17 protein-coding genes are annotated in these 18,828 nt (G+C 72.8%); 10 read left to right on the forward strand and 7 right to left on the reverse strand.

The genetic code is table 11. From position 1 onward, the window contains the following. Nucleotides 1-3: 3 nt before the first annotated feature. Both ABT360_RS28250 and ABT360_RS28255 read left to right on the forward strand, forming a co-directional pair. Nucleotides 4-756: an amidohydrolase family protein gene (locus ABT360_RS28250; protein WP_351822387.1), complete on the forward strand. Its 753-nt coding sequence runs from the start codon at nucleotides 4-6 to the stop codon at nucleotides 754-756. Further along, nucleotides 753-1,877, forward strand: a complete 1,125-nt coding sequence (locus ABT360_RS28255; protein WP_351822390.1) for a DegT/DnrJ/EryC1/StrS family aminotransferase — start codon at nucleotides 753-755, stop codon at nucleotides 1,875-1,877. The genes ABT360_RS28250 and ABT360_RS28255 overlap by 4 nt, the downstream gene beginning before the upstream one ends. Here ABT360_RS28255 and ABT360_RS28260 read toward each other — a convergent pair. Further along, nucleotides 1,867-2,844: an LLM class flavin-dependent oxidoreductase gene (locus ABT360_RS28260; RefSeq protein ID WP_351822393.1), complete on the reverse strand. Its 978-nt coding sequence runs from the start codon at nucleotides 2,842-2,844 to the stop codon at nucleotides 1,867-1,869. The genes ABT360_RS28255 and ABT360_RS28260 overlap by 11 nt on opposite strands. Before the next feature lie 97 nt (nucleotides 2,845-2,941). Between ABT360_RS28260 and ABT360_RS28265 the strand changes: the two genes are divergently transcribed. Then, the gene (locus ABT360_RS28265) at nucleotides 2,942-3,913 is read left to right on the forward strand and encodes a dihydrodipicolinate synthase family protein (RefSeq protein ID WP_351822395.1); all 972 of its coding nucleotides are present in this window, start codon (nucleotides 2,942-2,944) and stop codon (nucleotides 3,911-3,913) included. 236 nt (nucleotides 3,914-4,149) lie between these two features. Here ABT360_RS28265 and ABT360_RS28270 read toward each other — a convergent pair whose 3' ends face one another. From ABT360_RS28270 to ABT360_RS28285, 4 genes are read right to left on the reverse strand one after another with little or no spacing between them, the layout of a single operon-like run. Then, nucleotides 4,150-6,228 carry a hypothetical protein gene (locus ABT360_RS28270; RefSeq protein ID WP_351822398.1) on the reverse strand — a complete coding sequence of 693 codons (2,079 nt, stop codon included), beginning with the start codon at nucleotides 6,226-6,228 and terminating at the stop codon, nucleotides 4,150-4,152. A gap of 34 nt (nucleotides 6,229-6,262) precedes the next feature. Beyond that, nucleotides 6,263-7,021 (reverse strand): amidohydrolase family protein, encoded by a 759-nt coding sequence (locus ABT360_RS28275; protein ID WP_351822401.1) that lies wholly within the window; start codon nucleotides 7,019-7,021, stop codon nucleotides 6,263-6,265. Next, a complete protein-coding gene (locus ABT360_RS28280; protein WP_351822404.1) occupies nucleotides 7,021-7,779 on the reverse strand; it encodes a hypothetical protein in 759 nt (252 codons plus the stop codon). Before ABT360_RS28280 ends, ABT360_RS28275 begins: the two co-directional genes overlap by 1 nt. Then, on the reverse strand, nucleotides 7,776-8,900 hold the full coding sequence (locus tag ABT360_RS28285) for a DegT/DnrJ/EryC1/StrS family aminotransferase (protein WP_351822407.1): 1,125 nt from the start codon (nucleotides 8,898-8,900) through the stop codon (nucleotides 7,776-7,778). Before ABT360_RS28285 ends, ABT360_RS28280 begins: the two co-directional genes overlap by 4 nt. Before the next feature lie 144 nt (nucleotides 8,901-9,044). On the opposite strand from ABT360_RS28285, the gene ABT360_RS28290 reads away from it, so the two are divergent. The 3 genes from ABT360_RS28290 to ABT360_RS28300 all read left to right on the forward strand — a co-directional run bounded on the left by ABT360_RS28290 (nucleotide 9,045) and on the right by ABT360_RS28300 (nucleotide 12,804). Further along, nucleotides 9,045-10,295 (forward strand): hypothetical protein, encoded by a 1,251-nt coding sequence (locus ABT360_RS28290; RefSeq protein ID WP_351822410.1) that lies wholly within the window; start codon nucleotides 9,045-9,047, stop codon nucleotides 10,293-10,295. A 93-nt stretch (nucleotides 10,296-10,388) separates the two neighbouring features. Next, nucleotides 10,389-11,483 (forward strand): mandelate racemase/muconate lactonizing enzyme family protein, encoded by a 1,095-nt coding sequence (locus tag ABT360_RS28295; protein ID WP_351822412.1) that lies wholly within the window; start codon nucleotides 10,389-10,391, stop codon nucleotides 11,481-11,483. A 70-nt stretch (nucleotides 11,484-11,553) separates the two neighbouring features. Further along, nucleotides 11,554-12,804, forward strand: coding sequence for a heparan-alpha-glucosaminide N-acetyltransferase domain-containing protein (locus ABT360_RS28300; protein ID WP_351822414.1), 1,251 nt, complete (start codon nucleotides 11,554-11,556; stop codon nucleotides 12,802-12,804). A gap of 48 nt (nucleotides 12,805-12,852) precedes the next feature. Here the strand turns inward: ABT360_RS28300 and ABT360_RS28305 are convergent, their stop codons facing one another. Together ABT360_RS28305 and ABT360_RS28310 are read right to left on the reverse strand one after the other, a co-directional pair. After that, a complete protein-coding gene (locus ABT360_RS28305; protein WP_351822417.1) occupies nucleotides 12,853-13,590 on the reverse strand; it encodes a tyrosine-protein phosphatase in 738 nt (245 codons plus the stop codon). A 77-nt stretch (nucleotides 13,591-13,667) separates the two neighbouring features. After that, complete coding sequence (locus tag ABT360_RS28310) at nucleotides 13,668-15,386, reverse strand: AfsR/SARP family transcriptional regulator (RefSeq protein ID WP_351822420.1); 1,719 nt, start codon at nucleotides 15,384-15,386, stop codon at nucleotides 13,668-13,670. Between the two features lie 597 nt (nucleotides 15,387-15,983). Here ABT360_RS28310 and ABT360_RS28315 point away from each other — a divergent pair. The 4 genes from ABT360_RS28315 to ABT360_RS28330 form a co-directional block, all read left to right on the forward strand. Then, nucleotides 15,984-16,613: an LmbU family transcriptional regulator gene (locus tag ABT360_RS28315; protein WP_351822423.1), complete on the forward strand. Its 630-nt coding sequence runs from the start codon at nucleotides 15,984-15,986 to the stop codon at nucleotides 16,611-16,613. A gap of 245 nt (nucleotides 16,614-16,858) precedes the next feature. After that, a complete protein-coding gene (locus tag ABT360_RS28320) occupies nucleotides 16,859-17,176 on the forward strand; it encodes a hypothetical protein (RefSeq protein WP_351822426.1) in 318 nt (105 codons plus the stop codon). Between the two features lie 39 nt (nucleotides 17,177-17,215). Beyond that, a complete protein-coding gene (locus ABT360_RS28325) occupies nucleotides 17,216-17,437 on the forward strand; it encodes an MbtH family protein (RefSeq protein ID WP_351822429.1) in 222 nt (73 codons plus the stop codon). A 122-nt stretch (nucleotides 17,438-17,559) separates the two neighbouring features. Further along, a partial coding sequence (locus ABT360_RS28330) for a macrolide family glycosyltransferase (protein ID WP_444852337.1) occupies nucleotides 17,560-18,828 on the forward strand: 1,269 nt, incomplete at its 3' end.

An 18,828-nucleotide genomic window follows, 5' to 3' on the forward strand; every position in this document is an offset into this window, starting at 1 on the left:
GCCATGGACGTCATCGACGCGCACGGGCACATCGGGCGGTGGCCGGCGTTCGCCGTCCCGGACGGTTCGGCGGAGAGCCTGGTCGCCATGATGGACCGCTGCGGTGTGGCCACCGCGTGCGTGTCGCACCTGCTGGCGGTGGGCCCCGACGCCCGCGCCGGGAACGCCCTGCTGGTCGAGGCCCTCCAGGCGCACCCCGGCCGGCTGCTCGGCTGGGCCGTCTACCAGCCGCACGACCCGCAGGCCCCCGAGCGGCTGCGGGACCTGCTCGACGTGCCCGGCGTCATCGGCGTCAAACTGCACCCGGAGGTGCACGAGACGGCGCTCGACGACCGGGCGTACACGCCCGCGTTCGAGGCGGCGGCCGAGCGGAGGCGGCTCGTCCTGGCGCACAGCCAGCACGGCAGCGCCTGGTCCGACGCCCGCCACTTCGCCGCCGTCTCGCCCCGCCACCCCGGCGTACCGCTGCTGATGGGCCATGCGGGGCTGTTCCCGCACGGCTTGCGCCCCGCCATCCAGGCCGCCGAGCGCTGTCCCGACCTGGTGCTGGAGACGTGCGGATCACGGATGACGGCACGTCACCTCACCCGGATGGTGGCCGGGACCGGAGCCGACCGGGTGGCGTTCGGGTCGGACGCCGTCTTCCTCGACCTGCGGACCGGGCTCGGCCGGGTGCTGCTCGCCGACCTGCCGGAGGAGGACCGGGAACAGGTCCTGCACGGCACCATGGACCGGCTCCTCAAAGGCATCGTATGAACGGGCCGCCGCAGTGGCCCTCCTGGCCGCCACCCGCGACCGACGAACAGCGCAGGGCCCTGCTGGCGGTCCTGGACAGCGGCCGGTGGGGGGCCACGAGCGGCACCGCGACCGAGGAGTTCGCCGCCGCGTTCGCAGGGCATGCCGGGGCGGCGCACGGGGTGTGCACCGTCAATGGCACGGTGGCCCTGTTCCTGGCGCTGCGCGCGCTCGGCGTCGGCCCCGGTGACGAGGTGATCGTGCCCGCCTACACCTTCGCCGCCAGCGCGACGGCCGTGGCGCTCGCCGGGGCGGACCCGGTCGTCGCCGACGTCACCGAGGACACCCTGCACCTCGATCCCGAGGCCGCACGCGCGCTCGTCGGGCCGCGTACGAAGGCGGTCATGGCGGTGCATCTCGCGGGGGCTCCCGCGGACACGGAGGCGCTGCGCGCGCTGGGGCTTCCGGTCGTGGAGGACGCGGCGCAGGCGCACGGCGCCGCACGGCACGGCCGCCCGGCGGGTTCCCTCGGGGACGTGGCGTGCTTCAGCTTCCAGTCGAGCAAGGCGATGACCGCCGGGGAGGGCGGCATCGTGGTGACCGGCGACCGTGTCCTGTACGAGCGCGTGTGGGCGCTGCACAACGTGGGCCGGAGCCCGGAGGGCGGCTGGTACGACCATCCGGAGGTGGGCTGGAACCTGCGGATGACCGAGTTCCAGGCGGCGCTCCTCCACCCGCAGCTCGGCCTTCTCGACGGCTGGCTCGACCGGCGGGCGCGCGGTGCCGCCGTGCTCGCCGAGGCCCTTGGCGGCGTACCGGGCCTGGACCTCGTCCCCGCGCCGCCCGGCACCACCCGCCACACCTGGCACCTGGCGATGCTGCGGTACGACTCCGGGGCCTTCGGCGGCCGGCCCAAGGAGGCGTTCCTGGCCGCGATGGCCGCCGAAGGGGTGCCGCTGGACGCCGGTTACCGTTCGTTGAGCCGTGTGCCGTACGTGAAGCCGGGAGCACCCTGCCCGGTCGCGGAGGCGGCGGAGGAGAGCGTGGTGTGGGTGCGGCAGCCGATGCTGATGGCGGACGGGGAGGCGGTGGCCTACATCGCCCGCGCGGCCGAGGTGGTCCGGCGCCGGTTCAGGGCGTGAGCGACGTGAGCGCGCCGAACGCCTCGATCGCCCGCAGCGCGTCCGCCTGCGGCATGCCGGGCGGCTGGATGCGCAGGACGATCCCGTCGGCGCCCATCTCCTCGTACCGGCCGATCCGTTCCGCGCACTCGGCGGTCGAGCCGATGACCGACCGGGCGGCGATGTCCTCCCACGGCTGGGCGTAGCGGGCGGCGTCGGCGGAGGTGCGCTTCCAGTCGCCGTACGCGTCGTACAGCCCCCGCAGCGGGCCTTCCAGCGCGGTGCGGGCCTGGGCGGTGGTGGGCGCGGCGTACCCCTCCCGGCAGACGATGACCTCGGCGCCCAGGGAACGCGGGCCGCGCGGGAAGGACCGGTAGAGGGCGATCTTCTTGGGGAGTTCCTCGTCGGTCTCGTTGAAGGACGTCGTCCAGCCGTCGCAGGTCCAGGCGGTCCGCTCCAGGGCGGCGGGCACACGGCCGCCGTTCCAGATGCGGGGCCGGGGCCGCTGGACGGGCCGGGGTGACAGGAAGGCGTCCTCGACGCTGTACCGGCGGCCCCGGTGGGTGACCTTGTCCTCGGTCCACAGCCGGGTGACCAGCTCCAGGCACTCCTCGAAGCGCGACACGCGCTCCTGGGGCCGGGTGCCGTACAGCGCGAACTCCTCGGGGCGGTAGCCCAGGACGAATCCGGCGGTGAGGCGGCCTCCGGAGAGGACGTCGATGTGGGCGAGGGTCTCGGCCAGCATCACCGGGTGGTGGACGGGCGCGATGAGTCCGGCGGTGGCCAGGCCGATCCGGTCGGTGTGTGCGGCGAGATAGGCCAGGGAGGTGACGGCCTCGTGGTAGCCGGGCCGGTGCAGGTGCCGTTCGCCGAGGACGGCCCAGGCGAACCCGGCCTGTTCGGCGAGGCGCACCTGCTCGACGGCGTCGGCGAGGCGCGGCCGGTCGGCCTGGTCGGCGTAGAGGTTGACGTACAGGCCGAGTCGCATCAGAGCGCCGTCCCTTTCCTCGGTGGGCCCTTCCTTTACGGTCCGGACCGTAAAGGCTAGCGTGTCGACGACGGCCGCGACAGACGGGAGCACGTCCATGTCGGCTTCTGAGGACCTGGTACGGCGGTTGCGCGGCACCGTCCTTCCGGCGGTGGCAACCCCGATGGACGCGTCGGGGGTTGTGGACTTCGGGGCGCTGCGCGGGTACGCGGAGCGGATCGCCGGGGAGCGGATCGGCGGGGTGGCGGTGTGGGCCCATACGGGGCGCGGACTGTACCTGTCGGAGGAGGACCGGCGCCGGGTCCTCGCGGTGTGGCGGGAGGCCGTCGACCGGCCGGTGGTGGCGGGGGTCGGTGTGCCGCGTGCGGCCGGTGCGGTGGGCCTCGGCGACGCGGTGGACGCGACGGTCGGGATGGCGGTGCGGGCCGCGGAGGGCGGCGCGGACGCGGTGATGGTCTATCCGCTGGCGCAGTTGGACGGGGACGAGGACGCGGCGGTGGAGCTGCACGAGCGGGTGGCGTCGGAGAGCGGGCTGCCGGTGGTGGGGTTCTTCCTGCACGGGGAGGCGGGTGGTTATCCGTACCCGCCGCGACTGGTGGAGCGGTTGCTGGCGCTGCCGTCGGCGGTGGGCATCAAGCTGGCCACGCTGGACCGGGCGATGGCCTGTCAGGATGCGATCGGAGCGGCCCGGCGGAGCGGCGCGCTGGTCATCACCGGCGAGGACCGGATGTTCGGGCCGTCGCTGATGTGGGGTGCGGATGCGGCGCTGGTGGGGATCGCGGCGGCCAGGGTGCCGTTGACGGTGGCCGTCCTGGACGCGTGGCGCGAGGGGGACCACGGGCGCTTCGTACGGGCCTCGGCACGGCTGGACCGGTTCGCGGCGGCCACGTTCTTCGCGCCCATCGAGGGTTATGTACAGCGGATGCTGTGGGCGGCGGTGTGGGAGGGCCTGGTCCCGGAGGAGGCCGCGCACGATCCGTACGGCCCGGATCTGCCCGCGTCGGAGCGGCGGGCGGTCGTCGACTGCCTGGAGGCGCTGGCCAAGGAGACGGCCCCCGAGCCGGCCTAGGAACCGGCCAAGGGGGCGCCCGCGGTGCGGCTGCCGCCGGTGGGTGGGGGCGTGGCCCCTCCGGGCTCACCTCCTCGAGGCCGGCGGCTTTTGGGTACGTCGGAACGGGAGCCCTTCCGGCGCCGCCAATCTCTGCGGGGGCGACCCTGCACGGCCCCGCCCCGGTCGTACGCCGGGTGCGGGACGGTGGTGCCCTTTGGGTGGTGAGGGGCCGTGCAGGGTCGCCCGCGACCACGTCAGTTGGCCAGGAGGCCCTTCAGGATCGCCTCGTACTGGGCGGTGATCTCCGACGGCGTGCCCGACGGGCACAGGGGGTCGAGCCGCAGCCGGGCCAGGGCGCGGGTGGAGACGCCCCAGGCGTGCCAGGTGGCGCGTTCCCAGGCCAACTGCGGCGGGTTGTACCAGCCGTTGCCGAGTCCGCCGAGGACGAGCTCGGCCTCGCCGTCCCCGGTGTCGAGCGGTCCGAGCCGGTAGACGGAGCCGCCGAACACCGAGGCGTACACCTGGCCGAAGTGGACGCTGATCTCGCCGTAGCTCGGGAGCTTGCCGGTCCTCAGGACGGTGCGGGACTCGATGTCCATGGCGAACCAGTTGCCCGACTGCCGCTTGTAGACGCCGTACAGGATGCCGTCGTGCACCTCGATGTGCTGGATGCTGGCGTTGCCCTCGACGGGTGTGACCTCCCACAGCACGGTGCGGCGGCGCACGTCGTAGGCGACGACCGTGGCGTTGGGCCGGGTCGGGGGGACGCTGCCGCCGCCCCAGGTGTCCCCGGCGAGGTAGGCGGTGCGGCGGCCGATCCGGTCGTCGAGAGCGACGGACATCACGCTCTGGTCGGTGATGACGTCCTTGTGGACGGTGAGCCTGCCGCGTGAGCGTTCCACGAGGGTGAGGGCGCCCTTGAGGCCACCGGCCGGGGGCGCGCTCGCCACCAGCAGGAGGTCCTGTTCGGGTACGTACGCCATGTCGGTGGGGCGTTGCTGGTCGTTCTCGATGAACCCCATCGAACGGACCTTGCCGCGGCGGGGGTCGATCTCCAGGAACTCGGTGCTCGGGTACATCGCCGCGTACACCTTGCCGCCGATCGCCCGGAGCTGTTTGGGCTCGCCGGGGATCCTGATGCGTTTGGAGGTGCCGTGCGCGGGCCGGTGGGTCGTCAGGGAGTAGTGGCCGCCGACGTGGACGGTGCCGCCGGACTCGTACGTGATGGACTGGACGGGGTCGGGGCCGGACAGGCCGATGTCGATCAGTTCGACGAGCTCCGACTTCCCCGTGGGCAGGTCGAGCCACCACAGCCGGCCGCTGCCGACGGCGCCGAGCATCTTGCCGTCCGGGAGGGGCACGAGGGCGCGGTGCTCGTCGCCGGTGGCGGGGGCGGCGACCTTGACGAGTGCGTCGCCGTCGCGCCGGTAGACGGTGCCGGTGGGGCGGCCGACGCAGTAGAGGGTGCCGTCGGCCGTCACCGTCATGGCGTCGGCGATGCGCTCGGGGGCGGGGATGGGGATGACGTGGGCGTCGCTGCCGTCGGGGGCCAGGTCGACGATGGACCTGCCGAAGGAGCCGAGGACCCGGCCGCCGCGCGCGAGGAGGGCGGACGCGCCGCCGTAGGGGGTGGGGGTGATGCTCCGCTTGACGCCGGTGGTCCGGTCGTAGGCGACGATGAAGCCGCGCGGCAGGGTGCCGGCGTAGACGTAACGGTCGTCGGCGGCGATGGCGCGGACGTACTGTTCGCCGGCCATGGCGGCGCCGAGGTTGCGCAGGGTGCCGGTCAGCGGCTTGTACTCCCAGACCTCACCGCGCGGGCTGGTGCCCGCGTACACCGTGCCGTCGGGGGCGGTGGTGAGGCACCAGACGAAGCCGCCGGCCGGGCCGACGGTGCCGATGCGGGTGACGGAGCCGGTGGTGGGATCGATGCGGTGGATGTCGGGGAAGGGGTAGGTCCCGATGTACACCTGGCCGCCGGAGACGGTGGCCGCCCAGCCGCCGTCGCCGCGGTCGAGCCGGAAGGTTCTGGTGAGCTTTCTCGTCGTCAGGTCGATCTCGCCGACGAGGGTGGGGGTCTGGCCCCGGGCGACGAGGTAGGCATGGTTGCCGAGGACGGTCGTGCCGACGATCGCCGCCGTCAGGGACGCGACGCCGTACGTGGTGACCGGGGTGCCGGAGCAGCGGTGTCCGGCAGTGCCGGTGCCGTCCGCCGGTGCGGTTACGGCCGTTGGTGTCGTGGCGGCGTGCGCCGCGCTGGGGGTGATGGTCTGTCCCGCCACTGCCGCCAGGGTGAACCCGGCTCCGGCGTTGAGCAGTCGCCTGCGTTCCATGCGTCCCTCTCCTGTTCCGGTGGTTCGGATCGCCTCACACGACCGGTGGCAGCGCCGTACCGACCTTCAGGCCGAACAGCTCCGCCGCGTTGCGCCACAGCACTCGTTCCAGCTCTTCCTCCGTGAACCGCGCGTCCCGGATCACGCCCAGGGACACGCAGGGGTCGATCAGTGTCGCGTCGGTGCCGAACAGCATCTGTTCGATCGGGACTCCGGCCTCACGGGCGTACGCGATGCGGCCCGCGTCCGTGGCCGTACGGCAGTGCTCCAGGTAGAGGCGGTCGCAGGCGGCCGCGGCGTGGGCCGCCTCGCGCCAGGCGTCACCGCCCGCGTGGCCCATGATCACGCGCAGTCCGGGCCGGGCCTCCACCAGTTCGGGGAGGAGGGTGACCTCACGCCCCCAGGTGTGCAGCAGGAGCGGTACGCCGGCTTCGGCGACGACGTCGAAGGCCTCGGCCATCTCGCGGCAGCCGGGCATCCGGCCCGGGTAGTGGGTGTGGATCTTGGCGCCGACGAACCGGCCGGTGTCCAGGCAGCGGCGGAGGTCGGCGGCGCTCTCCTCGATGCGGTTGGGGTTGACGACGGCGTACCCGTACAGCCGGGGCCGGGTCTCCAGCGCCTCGCGGAGGGCGGCGTTCCCGGCGACGGCGTCGTACACCACCGCTTCGGACGCCGAGACGATCTGGAGGTCGATGCCGTAGCGGTCCATCTGGGCGAGGTTGGTGTCCGCGTCCCCGGTCGTCAGGTGGAACTGCCAGCGGCCCACGTGGGCGTGCACATCGATGATCGGCATCAGGCGAGCAGCTCCTCGACGTTCTTGGTGGCGATGGCGGCGCGGTCGTCGGGTGAGATGTCGGCGTACCGCAGCTTCAGCGTCTGCGGCGAGATGTCCATGAAGGGGGTGCGGGAGCCGAAGACCAGGTGGCGCGGGCCGACGGCGTCGATGACCCGTTCGATGGAGTCGGGGCCGGACAGCATGCGCGTGGTGGCCCTGAATCCGGGCTCGTCGCGGGCCATGAGGAGGAAGTCGGCGAGCAGGTAGGCGTGCAGGTCGAGGAAGATGACGTCCGCGCCGCGCTCCATCAGGGGCGGTCCGAAGCGGCGGGGGTCGCCGTCGTGGAGCAGCACCATTCCGCGGTCGATCGCCAGCTTCACGACGCGCCGGTAGCCGGGGAAGCCGGGCTCGGCGGCCTGTTCGAGAGTGAAGAGCCGCAGGAAGCGGACTCCGGCGGCGGCCAGTTCGTCGAGGCGGTCCTCGGCGGTCAGGGCGTCGCGCACGTCGACGGTGCCGACGGGGAGGAGTTCGGGGCAGTCGGCGAGGTCGCGGAGCGTCTCGGCGTTGCCGGCCCCGTCGTCGAAGAGCGGGCCGCGCGTGGACAGGGCCAGGGCGCCCGCGACGGGGGAACGGGCCAGGTGGGCGCGGACCTCGTCGAGGCCGGTGTCGTGGTGGTGGCGGGGCCAGGGCCCGTACAGGACGTCGACGTCCCAGCCGATGTGCTCCTCCGGGGTGGGCCGGAGCCACTCGTACATCCGTTGCGGTGACTCGCTCATGATGTGGCGACCTTCCCCAGCGCCTGCGCGATCCGGTCCACGTCGTCCTCGCTGTAGGCCTCGTTCCACGGCAGAACCAGCAACGTACGGTCGATGAGCCGCTCGGCGCGAGGACACAGGCCCGGTGGGTACCCGGACAGTGCCGGATTGGCGTACAGCGGACGCTCCAGATAGCCGGGGAGGGCGGGAACGCCGAGTTCCTCCAGTGCCGTCGCCCAGCGGGTGTTGTCGTCGACGAGGAGCGGGACGACCCACCAGGCGTGGCCGGGGTGCCGCTGAGGCATCGTCACCCCGGGCAGCTCGGCGACGGCTTCCGCGAGGCGCCGCGCGCTCGCGCGGCGGCGGGAGACGACGTCGGTGACCCGGGTGAGCTGGGCGCGGGCGACCGCGGCGACGAGCTCGGTCATGCGGTAGTTCAGGCCCATGGTGCGGTGGATGCGGCCCTCGGTACGGTCCCAGCCCTTGTCCATGAACAGCCGCATCCGGGTGGCGAGCGCCGGGTCGTCGGTGATGCTCAGGCCGCCGTCGCCGGCCGTGATGTGCTTGTACTGCTGGAGGCTGAAGCAGGCGATGTCGCCGGCGGTGCCGAGCAGCCGGCCGTCGCCGTCCTCGCCGAGCCAGGCCTGGGCGCAGTCCTCGATGAGCAGCAGCCCGTGCCGGTCGCAGATCTCCCGCAGCCGTACGGTGTCGGCGGCGCCGCCGAAGAGGTGGACGGCGATGACGGCCTTGGTGCGCGGGGTGACGGCCGCCTCGACGGCGTCGGGGTCGAGGTTGCCGTCGTCCTCGCACACGTCGGCGAAGAGCACCCGCCCGCCCTGGGCGAGGACCGGGGCGACCGTGCCGAAGTCGGAGATCGGTGTGGTGATCACCTCGTCGCCGGGGCCGACACCCGCGGCGGCGACCGCGAGGTGCAGGGCGGCGGTGCCCGAACTGGACGAGACGGCTTCGGCGCGTCCGTACAGCCGGGCCATCTCGCTCTCCAGCGCCCGTGTCTCTTGGCCGAACGCCCCGCACAGGACGGCCGAGTCGAGGACCCGGAGCACCGCTGCGCGTTCCTCCTCGCCGAACGTCCTTCCCCGGGGATCCAGAACTGTGGGCAGCGGCATTTCCCGTTGCGGCATCGGGGGATTATCCTCTCGGCAGCACGCGATTATGGCCTGGGCCGAAAGTAGAACCCCCGTCGGCGGCCGTCAATCAGGCGTCACCGAGCAAGTCAGCCAGCAAGTCGCACCCGCGAGTCCACCCGGCAGAACGGAGACCGGACCATGCCGCTCACGGTCGGCGTGATAGGTCCCGACGACCTCGTCCAGAAGGTGGTCGCGGTCGGCGGCCGCGCCGGATCCGCCCGCCTGCTGCCGCTGCCGTACCGTCACGAGGACCGGACCACCGAGGTGGTGGCGGGTGCGCGGTCACGGGCGGACGCGCTGCTGTTCACCGGGGTCGTGCCGCACGCGCTGGCCGAAGCGGCCGGGGCGCTGGACCGGCCGGCGATGTACGTGCCGTACAACGGCGCCACGCTGCTGCGGGCGCTGGTCGAACTGCTGCGGCTCGGGCACGACGTGTCGCGGGTGTCGATCGACACGCTGCGCCGCGACGACGTGCTGGAGACGATGGCGGAGGCCAAGCTCCCCACGGACCGGGTGCGGGTGCTGCCGTACCGGCCGGGGCTGACCTCCGAGGACATCGTCGACTTCCACCTGGACGCGCGGGACACGAAGAAGACCCGGGTGGCCATCACCTGTCTCGGCTCGGCGTTCCACGTGCTGGAGCAGCACACGCACGCGGTGCGCCTCGCCCCTTCCCGTCACTCGATACTGGCGACCCTTCAGGCGCTGGTCCTCGCCACGGCCGTGCGGCACAGTGGCGACGCGCAGGTGGCGCTGGGCATCGTCGACCTGCCCGGCGCGGGCGTGGACGCGCGCCTGCCGGAGGACATACGCGTGCTCGGCGGCAGTCTGGCCGAGTTGCCGGACGGGCGACGGCTGGTGGTGACGACGCGCGGGGTGCTGGAGACGGCGACGGAGCAGTTCACCCGTATCCCGTTCCTCGACACCCTGGCGGCCCGGCACGGTTCCGCGTACGTCGGCTTCGGCCTGGGGCGTACGGCGGCGGAGGCGGAGGCGCTGGCCCGACGGGCCGTCAACCGGGCGCGCTCGGCGGGTGCGGCGGCCGGGGTGGTGTCGATGGCGGACGACGTCGACATCGTCATCGCGGCGGACTCCCCGACGGTGACCGGTCCCAATGACAGCGAGCCCGCCTCGCCGGAGAGCCCCGCGCTGCTGGCCCGCCGGGCCGGACTGCACCCGCAGACCCTGGACCGGCTGCGGGAGCTGGCCGCGGCGGACGGGGGCGCGGGAGTCACCGCCCATCGCGTCGCCGAGCACCTGTCCGTGCAGCAGCGCACTGCCCGCCGCATCCTCAAGCGTCTGGAGCGGGCGGGTGTCGCCGTCCCGACCGGCAGTCGTCAGGAAGGGCAGACCGGCCGCCCTCCGATCGTCTACCGGGTCCTCCTTTAGGCCTGGGTCCACGGATTGCGGCCCGGGCCGAAACCCCGACTTCGCAGCCGCCGCGGTGGGAGCGCCGTACGGCGGAGACCAAGGAGCTCGCGCGTGAGAATCGCCTCGTTCCACACCCGTGTCGTCCGTGCCCGCTACCGCCGCCCGTTCGCCATCAGCAGCGGCACCAGCCCCGACCTCGTCAGCCTCGTCGTCGAGGTGCGGACGACCGACGGGGCCTCGGGTTTCGGCGAGGCGTCGCCGATGACCGCGTACACCGGGGAGACCCTCGCGGGGCTGTGCGCGGCGGTGACCGAGCATGTCGCGCCGGCCCTCGTCGGGCGGGACCCGCGCGATCTGGCGGGCGCCCATGCCGCGATGGACGCCGCCATCCGGGGCCAGCACTTGGCCAAGGCCGCGCTGGACCTGGCACTGCACGACCTGGCGGCGCGCGCCGCCGGGTGGCCGGCGCACCTGTTGCTGGGCGGCGGGCGGGTGGCCGGGCCGGTGCCCACGACGTGGGTGGTGGGGCTGGGCACGCTCGACGAGATGGCGGAGGAGGCGGCCCGGTACGCGGCGGCCGGGTTCGGGCACATCAAACTCAAGGGCGGGGAGGATCCGGCGCTCGACGTGGAGCTGGTGGCCGCCGTGCGCAAGGCGGTGCCGGAGACGGTGGAGTTGTCGCTGGACGCCAACGAGGGGTACGCCCCGGGTGACGCGGCCCGGGCGGTGGACCGGCTGGCGGACGCCGGGCTGGACCTGGTGGAGCAGCCGCTGCCGCGCTGGGACCTGGAGGGGCTGGCGGCGCTGCGGGCACGGGGTGGGGTGCGGGTCATGGCAGACGAGTCGGTGCAGTCGGCGCACGACGCTCTGGAGGTGGTGCGCAGGGGCGCCGCCGACGTACTGAACATCAAGATCCTGAAGGTGGGCGGGTTGTACCGGGCGCGTCAGATCGCCGCGCTGGCCCAGGCGGCGGGGCTCGCGGTGAAGGTCGGCACGATGCCGGAACTGGGGGTGGCGACGCTGGCGGCCGCGCATCTGTCGGCGGCGCTGCCGCATGCCACGGTGCCGCCGGACCTGGTCGGCCCGCTGCTGGTGGAGGAGGAGCCGCTGGCGCCGGCGGCGTTCGCGGCGACGCCGGGGACGGGGCAGGTGGAGCTGCCGCTCACACCGGGGCTGGGGCACGGGCTGGAGGGCACCCCCGGCTGAGGGCGTCCCCGCCCATGCGTATACAAATGAACCGACAAGGGGACGAAGAGCGCGGGGGCGGATCAGCACGGTGACGCACATATCGACGGCCGACACGGCATCGACCACGAGCGCGGCGGCCGGCGCCGATGCGAGCCGGGCTCCGAAGGAGCGGCTGATCAGCGTCGACGTGGCCCGTGCCGTCGCCGTGTTCGCCATGTTCGCCGCGCACATCGGCCCACCCGCGGAGCCCGAGGGGGCGGGCCATCTGCTGGTGGCGTTCGACGGACGCGCTCCCGCCGTCTTCACCCTGATCGCGGGGCTTTCCCTGACGCTCTCCCGTGGCGGCACCCGGCCGGGGCCGAAGCCGGCCGGCGCATGGCGCGGCACCCTCGTCCGCTGTGCGGTACTCGCGGCGCTCGGGCTGGCGCTGACGGAGCTGCGGTCGGGGATCGCGGTGATCCTCACGTTCTTCGCGCTGTACTTCCTGGCCGCGGAGCCGCTCGCCCGGCTCGGCACCCGCGCCCTGACCGCGGTCGCCGCGGTGTCGGTGGTCCTCGGCCCCGTCCTGTCGTACGTCCTGGGGCCGTACTTCGGTTACCGCGTCGTCGGCCGCGGGCGCTACCCCGGTTTCGAGGCGGTGACCAGCTGGTCGGGGTTCACCGACGCGCTGGACACATTGCTGCTGTCCGGCGCGTACCCGTGGCTGACGTACTTCCCGTACGTCGTCGTCGGCATGGCCCTGGGGCGCATCGCCGACCTGCGCCGACCGGGTGTCGGCGGTCGTCTCATCGGCTGGGGCGCGCTCATCACCCTCGCCGGGCACGGCCTGTCCGCGCTGGCGATGGGCCCGGGCGGCGGGCGCGAGGCGCTGTTGCGGGCGATCGCGCAGAGCCACGCGTACGCGGTGAACGCCCCCGATCCGGTGCAGGCGGTGCTCGCCAGGCAGGCGGGCGCGATTCCCAGCACCTCGTGGGCCTGGCTGCTGGTCGACGGGCCCTACAGCCAGACCCCCTTCGAGACCGTCGCCAACATCGGTGCGAGCCTGCTGCTCATCGGCCTGGCTGTCGCGGCCTGCCGCAGCGGGGTCGTGTCGGCGCTGCTGCGTCCGCTCGCCGTCGTCGGCACGATGGGACTGTCGGTGTACGCCGTCCATGTCATCGCCCGGGCCGAGCTCCACCCCCACCACGGCTGGCCGGCGCTGGGGGCCTTCTGCGGGGTCTCGCTGGTGGCCTGTGCCGTCTGGGCGTTCGTCTTCCGCCGGACGCCGCTGAGGCGGGGGCCGCTGGAGTGGGCGCTGCACGTGATGATGCCGAAGCCGTCCGGGCGCGGGGCGCGGTGAGCGTCCGTCCGGTGCGCGTCCGTCCGGTGAGCGTCCGTCCGGTGAGCGTCAGGCTGCGGTGCTCGTCAGCAGGCGGTCGCGCAGCCCGGCGGTCACCTCGTCCGTGATGCCGACCCGGTCCTTGAGGTAGCCCTGCACCGATCCGTACCGGGCGGTCAGGTCGGCGAGGACCAGTTCCATGATGTCGGCGGGCGCGCGGCCGTAGCCGGGCCATTTCAGGATCCGGCCCGGGTGGGCCGCGCGCCAGTCGGCCGTGAGGCGCTCGGTGGCGAGTTCGGTCAGTGCGAAGTCCGCGAGGATCTGGTCCTCGGAGACGTCCAGCAGCGTCAGGACGAGTGCGGCGATCAGGCCGGTGCGGTCCTTGCCGGAGGTGCAGTGGAACACCACCGGCCCCTCGTCCTCGGCGATGAGCTCGATGGCCTGCCGGATCTCCGCGTGGCCGTCCTCGGTCACCTCGGCGAACCGGTCCGCCAGGAACCGCCACGGGTCGAGGGCGGGGTCGATCTCGGCCTGGTCGTACGGCTGGTGCTCGATGCTGCAGTTCGCGTAGCGGAACCGCCCGGTCTCGGGCACCTTGCCCTTAGCGTCGATCTCCCACGGGTAACGCAGGTCGATGACCGTACGGATGCCCAGCTCCAGGAACCGGTCCCAGTCCGCACCGCGCAGTTTGCCGAGCGAGTCGGCCCGGTACAGCCTGCGCCAGGCGACGGCGCGCCCGTCGGCGGCGCGGTAGCCGCCGAGGTCGCGGAAGTTGTGCAGCCGTTCGAAGGCGATGTGCCGCATCACGCGGACTCCCTTTCGTGCCGTGCCGAGTCGGATGTGCCGGGGAAGCATGAGCGTGGCCTCGCCGCGGGCGGCGTGGGTCACGCCGCCTGCGCGCAGGTGGCGGATCTGACGGACAGGCGAACCAGGGGGTGGAAACCGTAGCAGGCGGCCCACCGGCCGCCGGACCTGCGAATCTGCAGCATCCCGGCGTCGACCAGGGCGTCCAGCAGCCGCTCGGCCTCGGTCCGGGGGACGACGAGCGCCGAGGCGGCGGTGTCGGTGTCGAACTCGGCACTGTCGAGGGTGGCCAGCCGTTCCAGCGCCACGGCCTCCTCGCGTGACAGGCCGTGCTGGGCGGACAGCAGCCGTCGCTGGACGTTCAGGGCGCCGAAGCGGAGTTCGTCAAGACGCCGGTCGTCGTCCGCGAGTCTTTCGGCGAGCAACTCCGGCTCCCAGTAGGGCCGGCAGGCGAGCCGGGTACCGACGACCCGGATGGCCAGCGGAAGGCCGGCACAGTGGGCGAGCACGGCCCGCGCGCCCTGCTCGGACGCCGCGATGCGGGCCCTTCCGGCGGTCGCGGCCAGCAGGCCGAGCGCCGCCGACTCGTCCAGCGGTTCCACCACGGTGATGCGCGCCCCCTCCACCGACGGCAGCGGGGCCCGGGCGGTCACCAGGACAGCGGACTGCGGGGTGTTCGGCAGCAGCGGCGCCACCTGTGTGTCGCTGACCGCGTCATCGAGGACGACCAGGACCCGGCGGCCGGCGAGCGCCGTGCTGTACCGGCTGATCAGCGCGGCGGGTCCGAGCCCCGTCAGGTCGCGCGCACTGTGCCCGAGTGCCCTCAGCAGCACCGTGAGGAGCTCCTCCGGTGACCGGGCGCTGCCGTCGTCGGCGCGCAGCCGCACGTACAGCTGGCCGTCCGGGAAGTGCTCGCGGGTGGCGTGCGCGGCACGGACGGCGAGCGCCGTCTTGCCCACCCCCGGCATTCCCAGGAGCACGGCACGCCGGGGGCGCCAGGCACCTTCGGCCCCGGAGGCGGCCAGCGTCAGCTCGTCCGCCAGGCTCATGAGTTCCGGCTCCCTGCCGGTGAAGTCCGCGATGTCGGGGGGCAGCATCAGCGGTACCACCCTGCCGGGTATTGCGGCCGCGGCCGGCACGGTGTCGTCGAGCACCGCGTGGTAGACGGCGTTCAGCTCCTCGCCCGGTTCCACCCCCAGCTCCTCCACGAGCAGGCGCCGCCCCTCGTGGTAGACGTGCAGCGCGTCCCCCTTGCGCCCCGCCCCGACGAGCGCCGTCATGAGCTGCCCCCGCAGCCGCTCGCGCAGCGGGTGCTCCCGTACGAGGTCGGAGAGTTCGACGACCAGCCGGCGGTGCATACCGCGCGCCAGGTCGGCCGCCACCCGCTCCTCCAGCGTCGCCAGGCGGGCCTCCATCAGCGACGGCGCCTCGGCATCGGCCAGTTGCTCCGTGACGTTGGTGAGCACCGGGCCGCGCCACAGCGACAGCGCCTCGTGCAGCAGTGAACCGGCCGTGTCGATGTCACCGGCGAGCAGTGCCCCGTGTCCAGCGGCGCTGAGCCGCTCGTAGGTGGCGAGGTCGAAGGAGCAGGAGCCGATGTCGAGGGCGTAGCCCGGCGCCATGCGCGTGATGGAGACCTCGTCGCCCAGCAGGCGGCGCAGTCTCGACACATGGGAATAAAGCTGAGCGTTCATTGTCGCGGGCGGATTCCAGCCCCACAACAGACGGCTCAGGCAGTCGTCCGAGACCACCCGGCCGCGGGCGAGCAGAAGGGCCGCGAGAACAGTGTGCTGTTTCACGCCGGGAAGCAGGATCCGCTTTCCCTCGCGACGCACCTCTACTCGGCCCAGAACTCGGAATTCCACAAACGCCCCCGTTTCGATGTGCACCTCTCCACCACTCGAATCACGGTGGAAGTTAGCACGAACACCATCGGTGTCGAGTGGCTCGAATTCACTGTGCCGAGAGCGGTGTTCTCTCCGTGAACAACCCATGCGTGCGCTGATGTGTGCCCGCCGACAGGCGGAAGGAAGGACTCCGGCAGAGGTCTCGGCGGGGCGCCCTCCAGGGGTACGGGCGGAGCGCAGTGACGCGCGTGGACCACTGGCGGCCCAAGGCCGCTCGCCACCGGTTCGCGGGGTGCGCCACGGGAGGCGGCCGGGAGGTACGGTCCCGGGCCGACCAGCGGTTCCTCCCCCGGACGGCCCGGCGAGCAACCGCCTGTCTCGCCGGCGGGACAGGCGCGGAAATTCTGGTGGACCGCACGCGCTTGGCCGGGAATCATCGGTGCGGCTGAGGAGTTGGCGCAGTGGACACTCCCGGCGAGTGCCCGCACCAACCGAGGGGTTCTCCCCGCCAGAGCAGGTGAATGCAACTCAATACGTAAGGCTTACGGCATGGCGAATTTGCGGCAGAACACGCAGGTCACCCCCACTCACGTCACCCCACGGAAAACCACGGCGCGCGCCATGGAGGCGTCCGTCGCCAGAAGCACGGCCCTGCACCTTCCACCCGCCATTCCGCTCGATGAATGGCAGGACATCGGCAAGAAGATCTCCGGCGCCGCGGAATCGTCCGCGTGGTGGCTGGGCGACTGGCTCATCTACGGCCGTTCCGCCTACCCGGACCGCTATCGCCACGCGGTGGAGGAAACACTTCTCGACTACCAGACCCTGCGCAATTACGCCTGGGTGGCCCGGCGTTACGTACCGCGTCGCCGCCGCCCCACGCTGAGCTTCCAGCACCACGCGGAGCTGGCGGGCCTGCCGGAGGACGAGCAGGAGTTCTGGCTGGACCGTGCCGAACGGCTCAACTGGTCCAAGAGCTTCCTCCGCAGCCGGGTGCGAGCCGCCCGGCAGGGCGAGGAAGGGACCGCCGCCGTCGAGTCCCGCATGCAGATCCAGCTCAACCTGCCGCAGGACCGGTGGCAGCGGTGGAGCCAGGCGGCCTCGGCGGCGGAGCAGGACCTGCAGTCGTGGGCGATGGCCCGGCTCGACGCCGCGGCCGCCCACGCGCGGGGGCAGTAAGCCGCGCGGGAACGGCCGGGGGCCGTGGACCCACGGGGTCCGCGGCCCCCGGACCGTTTCCCGCCCCCGCCGCACGGGGAACGCGTCCCAGCATTCACGCCGTTGCTCGCGCGCCTATTCCGGAGTTACGGTCGGACCGCATCGCCGAACTTTATCCGCCCAATTCATGACCGCCGTGCGGCAGAATTACCGAGCCGATCCGAGCGGCGAAGGAGCGCTGACTACACACCATGCAGGAAAATGAAGTGAATAAGGTCGACGACCCTGCTCTCATCGATGCGTTCACCGAGCAGATACGTCTGACGGCGGTCGCCATCTGTGCCGAGCAGCCGGACGTCCCGGAGCCGAAGGAGCTGCTCGACCTCGACTCCTTCTCGATGGTCCAAGTCCTGCTCGACCTGGAGAACGAGCTCGACATGAAGATCCTGGAAGAGCTCGAGGGGTTCGAGGGCAGGACGTTCCGTGAGATCGCCGAGCACATCGCCGGCATCGCGCACCGGGCCGGCACCTACGCCGAGTTCACGGCGGCCGTGCGGCGCATCGAGGTCTCCCCGGCCTCGTAGGGCGCCGGTGCGACAAGCCCCAGTCACAGGAGAGAACTGATGGACAGCCACAGCAGCACCTCGGACCGCGCGTACCGCGTGGTCGTCAACGAGGAGGAGCAGTACTCGATCTGGTGGGCGGACCGGCCCCTTCCGGCAGGGTGGCACGCGGAGGGGACCGAGGGCAGCCGCGAGGTGTGCCTGGCCCACATCGACACGGTGTGGACCGACATGCGCCCGCTCAGCCTGCGCCGCCGCATGGAGGAGTCCGCAGCGGTCTGATCCGGTCCGCGGCTCCGCCGGGCCGGCGCGACTCGGCCGAGTCGCGTGCCGGGCGGAGCTCCGGTGCATTTGTCGCCCGGTCACCGGCCGCTGTGCGGCCCGTTTCTCCTAGCCTTTCGGCCATGACCATTTCGCATTCCGCCGGGTCACGGAGACCGGCGCATATAGCCATGTTCAATGTCGCGGCCCACGGTCACGTTCAGCCCAGTCTGGAAGTGATACGTGAACTCGTCGCCCGGGGGCATCGCGTCACGTACGCCATTGCGGAGGAATTCGCCGAACTCGTCGCCTCCACGGGCGCCGAGCCCCGCGTTCACTCCTCGTCCCTTCCGCCCAAGGACGACACGGATGCCTGGGGAACCGAACTGACCGGGCATCTGCGACTGTTCCTCGCCGAGGCCGGCCGGGCGCTGCCGCAGCTGACGGAGGCGTACGGGAACGACCGGCCCGACCTCGTCCTGCACGACCCCGTGGCCTACGCGGGGCGCGTCCTGGCGGACCGCTGGGGAGTGCCCGCCGTCCAGGTCAGCCCGACCGCGGTCGCGTGGGAGGGGTACGAGGACGACATCCGGGATGGCACCGGCCCGGACGCGGCCGCGCACGGCTGGCTCGGGGCCGCCGGTCTGGCGGCCGGGCGCGCCGCGCGCCGCCCCGAGCGCTGTGTGGTGGTGATCTCCAAGGTCCTCCAACCGCACGCCGACCGCGTGGACGGTTCCGTCTACAGCTTCACCGGCCCCTGCCGGGGTTCCGGCACGGACCGGGACGACTGGCGGCGCCCGCCGCACGCCGAGAGGGTGGTGCTGGTCTCGCTCGGCACCATCTTCACCCGGGCGCCCGCGCTCTACCGCGCCTGCCTCGCCGCCTTCGGCGGGCTGCCGGGCTGGCACGTCGTCCTCCAGACCGGCGGGGGCATCGACCCGGCCGACCTCGGTGAGCTGCCGGACAACGTGGAACTGCGGGGATGGATACCGCAGTTGTCGATCATGGACCGGGTGGACGCGTTCATCACGCACGCCGGGCCGGGCAGCATTCAGGTGGCACTCGCGCACGGGGTCCCCATGGTCGCCGTCCCCCAGGCCGCCGACCAGTTCGGGAACGCCCGGATGCTCCAGGAGCTGGGAGTCGCCCATTGCCTCGGCAAGGACGAGGTCACCGCCGAGGCGCTGCGCGAGGCGGTGTGCGCCCTGGTCGACGACCCGGAGATGGCCGCGCGCGGCGCGAGCGTCCGGCGGGAGATGGCGGCCGAGGGCGGCACCCGCCGGGCCGCCGACCTGATCGAGGCCGCGCTCCCCGCCCGCGACAAGGGCACGACGGCACTCGGCGACATGAGCCGCACGGCCAAGACGGACCTGCGGATCGCGGCGTACGCCGACGCCAACGAGGCCAACGCG

It is taken from the genome of Streptomyces sp. NPDC000229 (assembly GCF_040300825.1).
GTDB lineage: Bacteria > Actinomycetota > Actinomycetes > Streptomycetales > Streptomycetaceae > Streptomyces.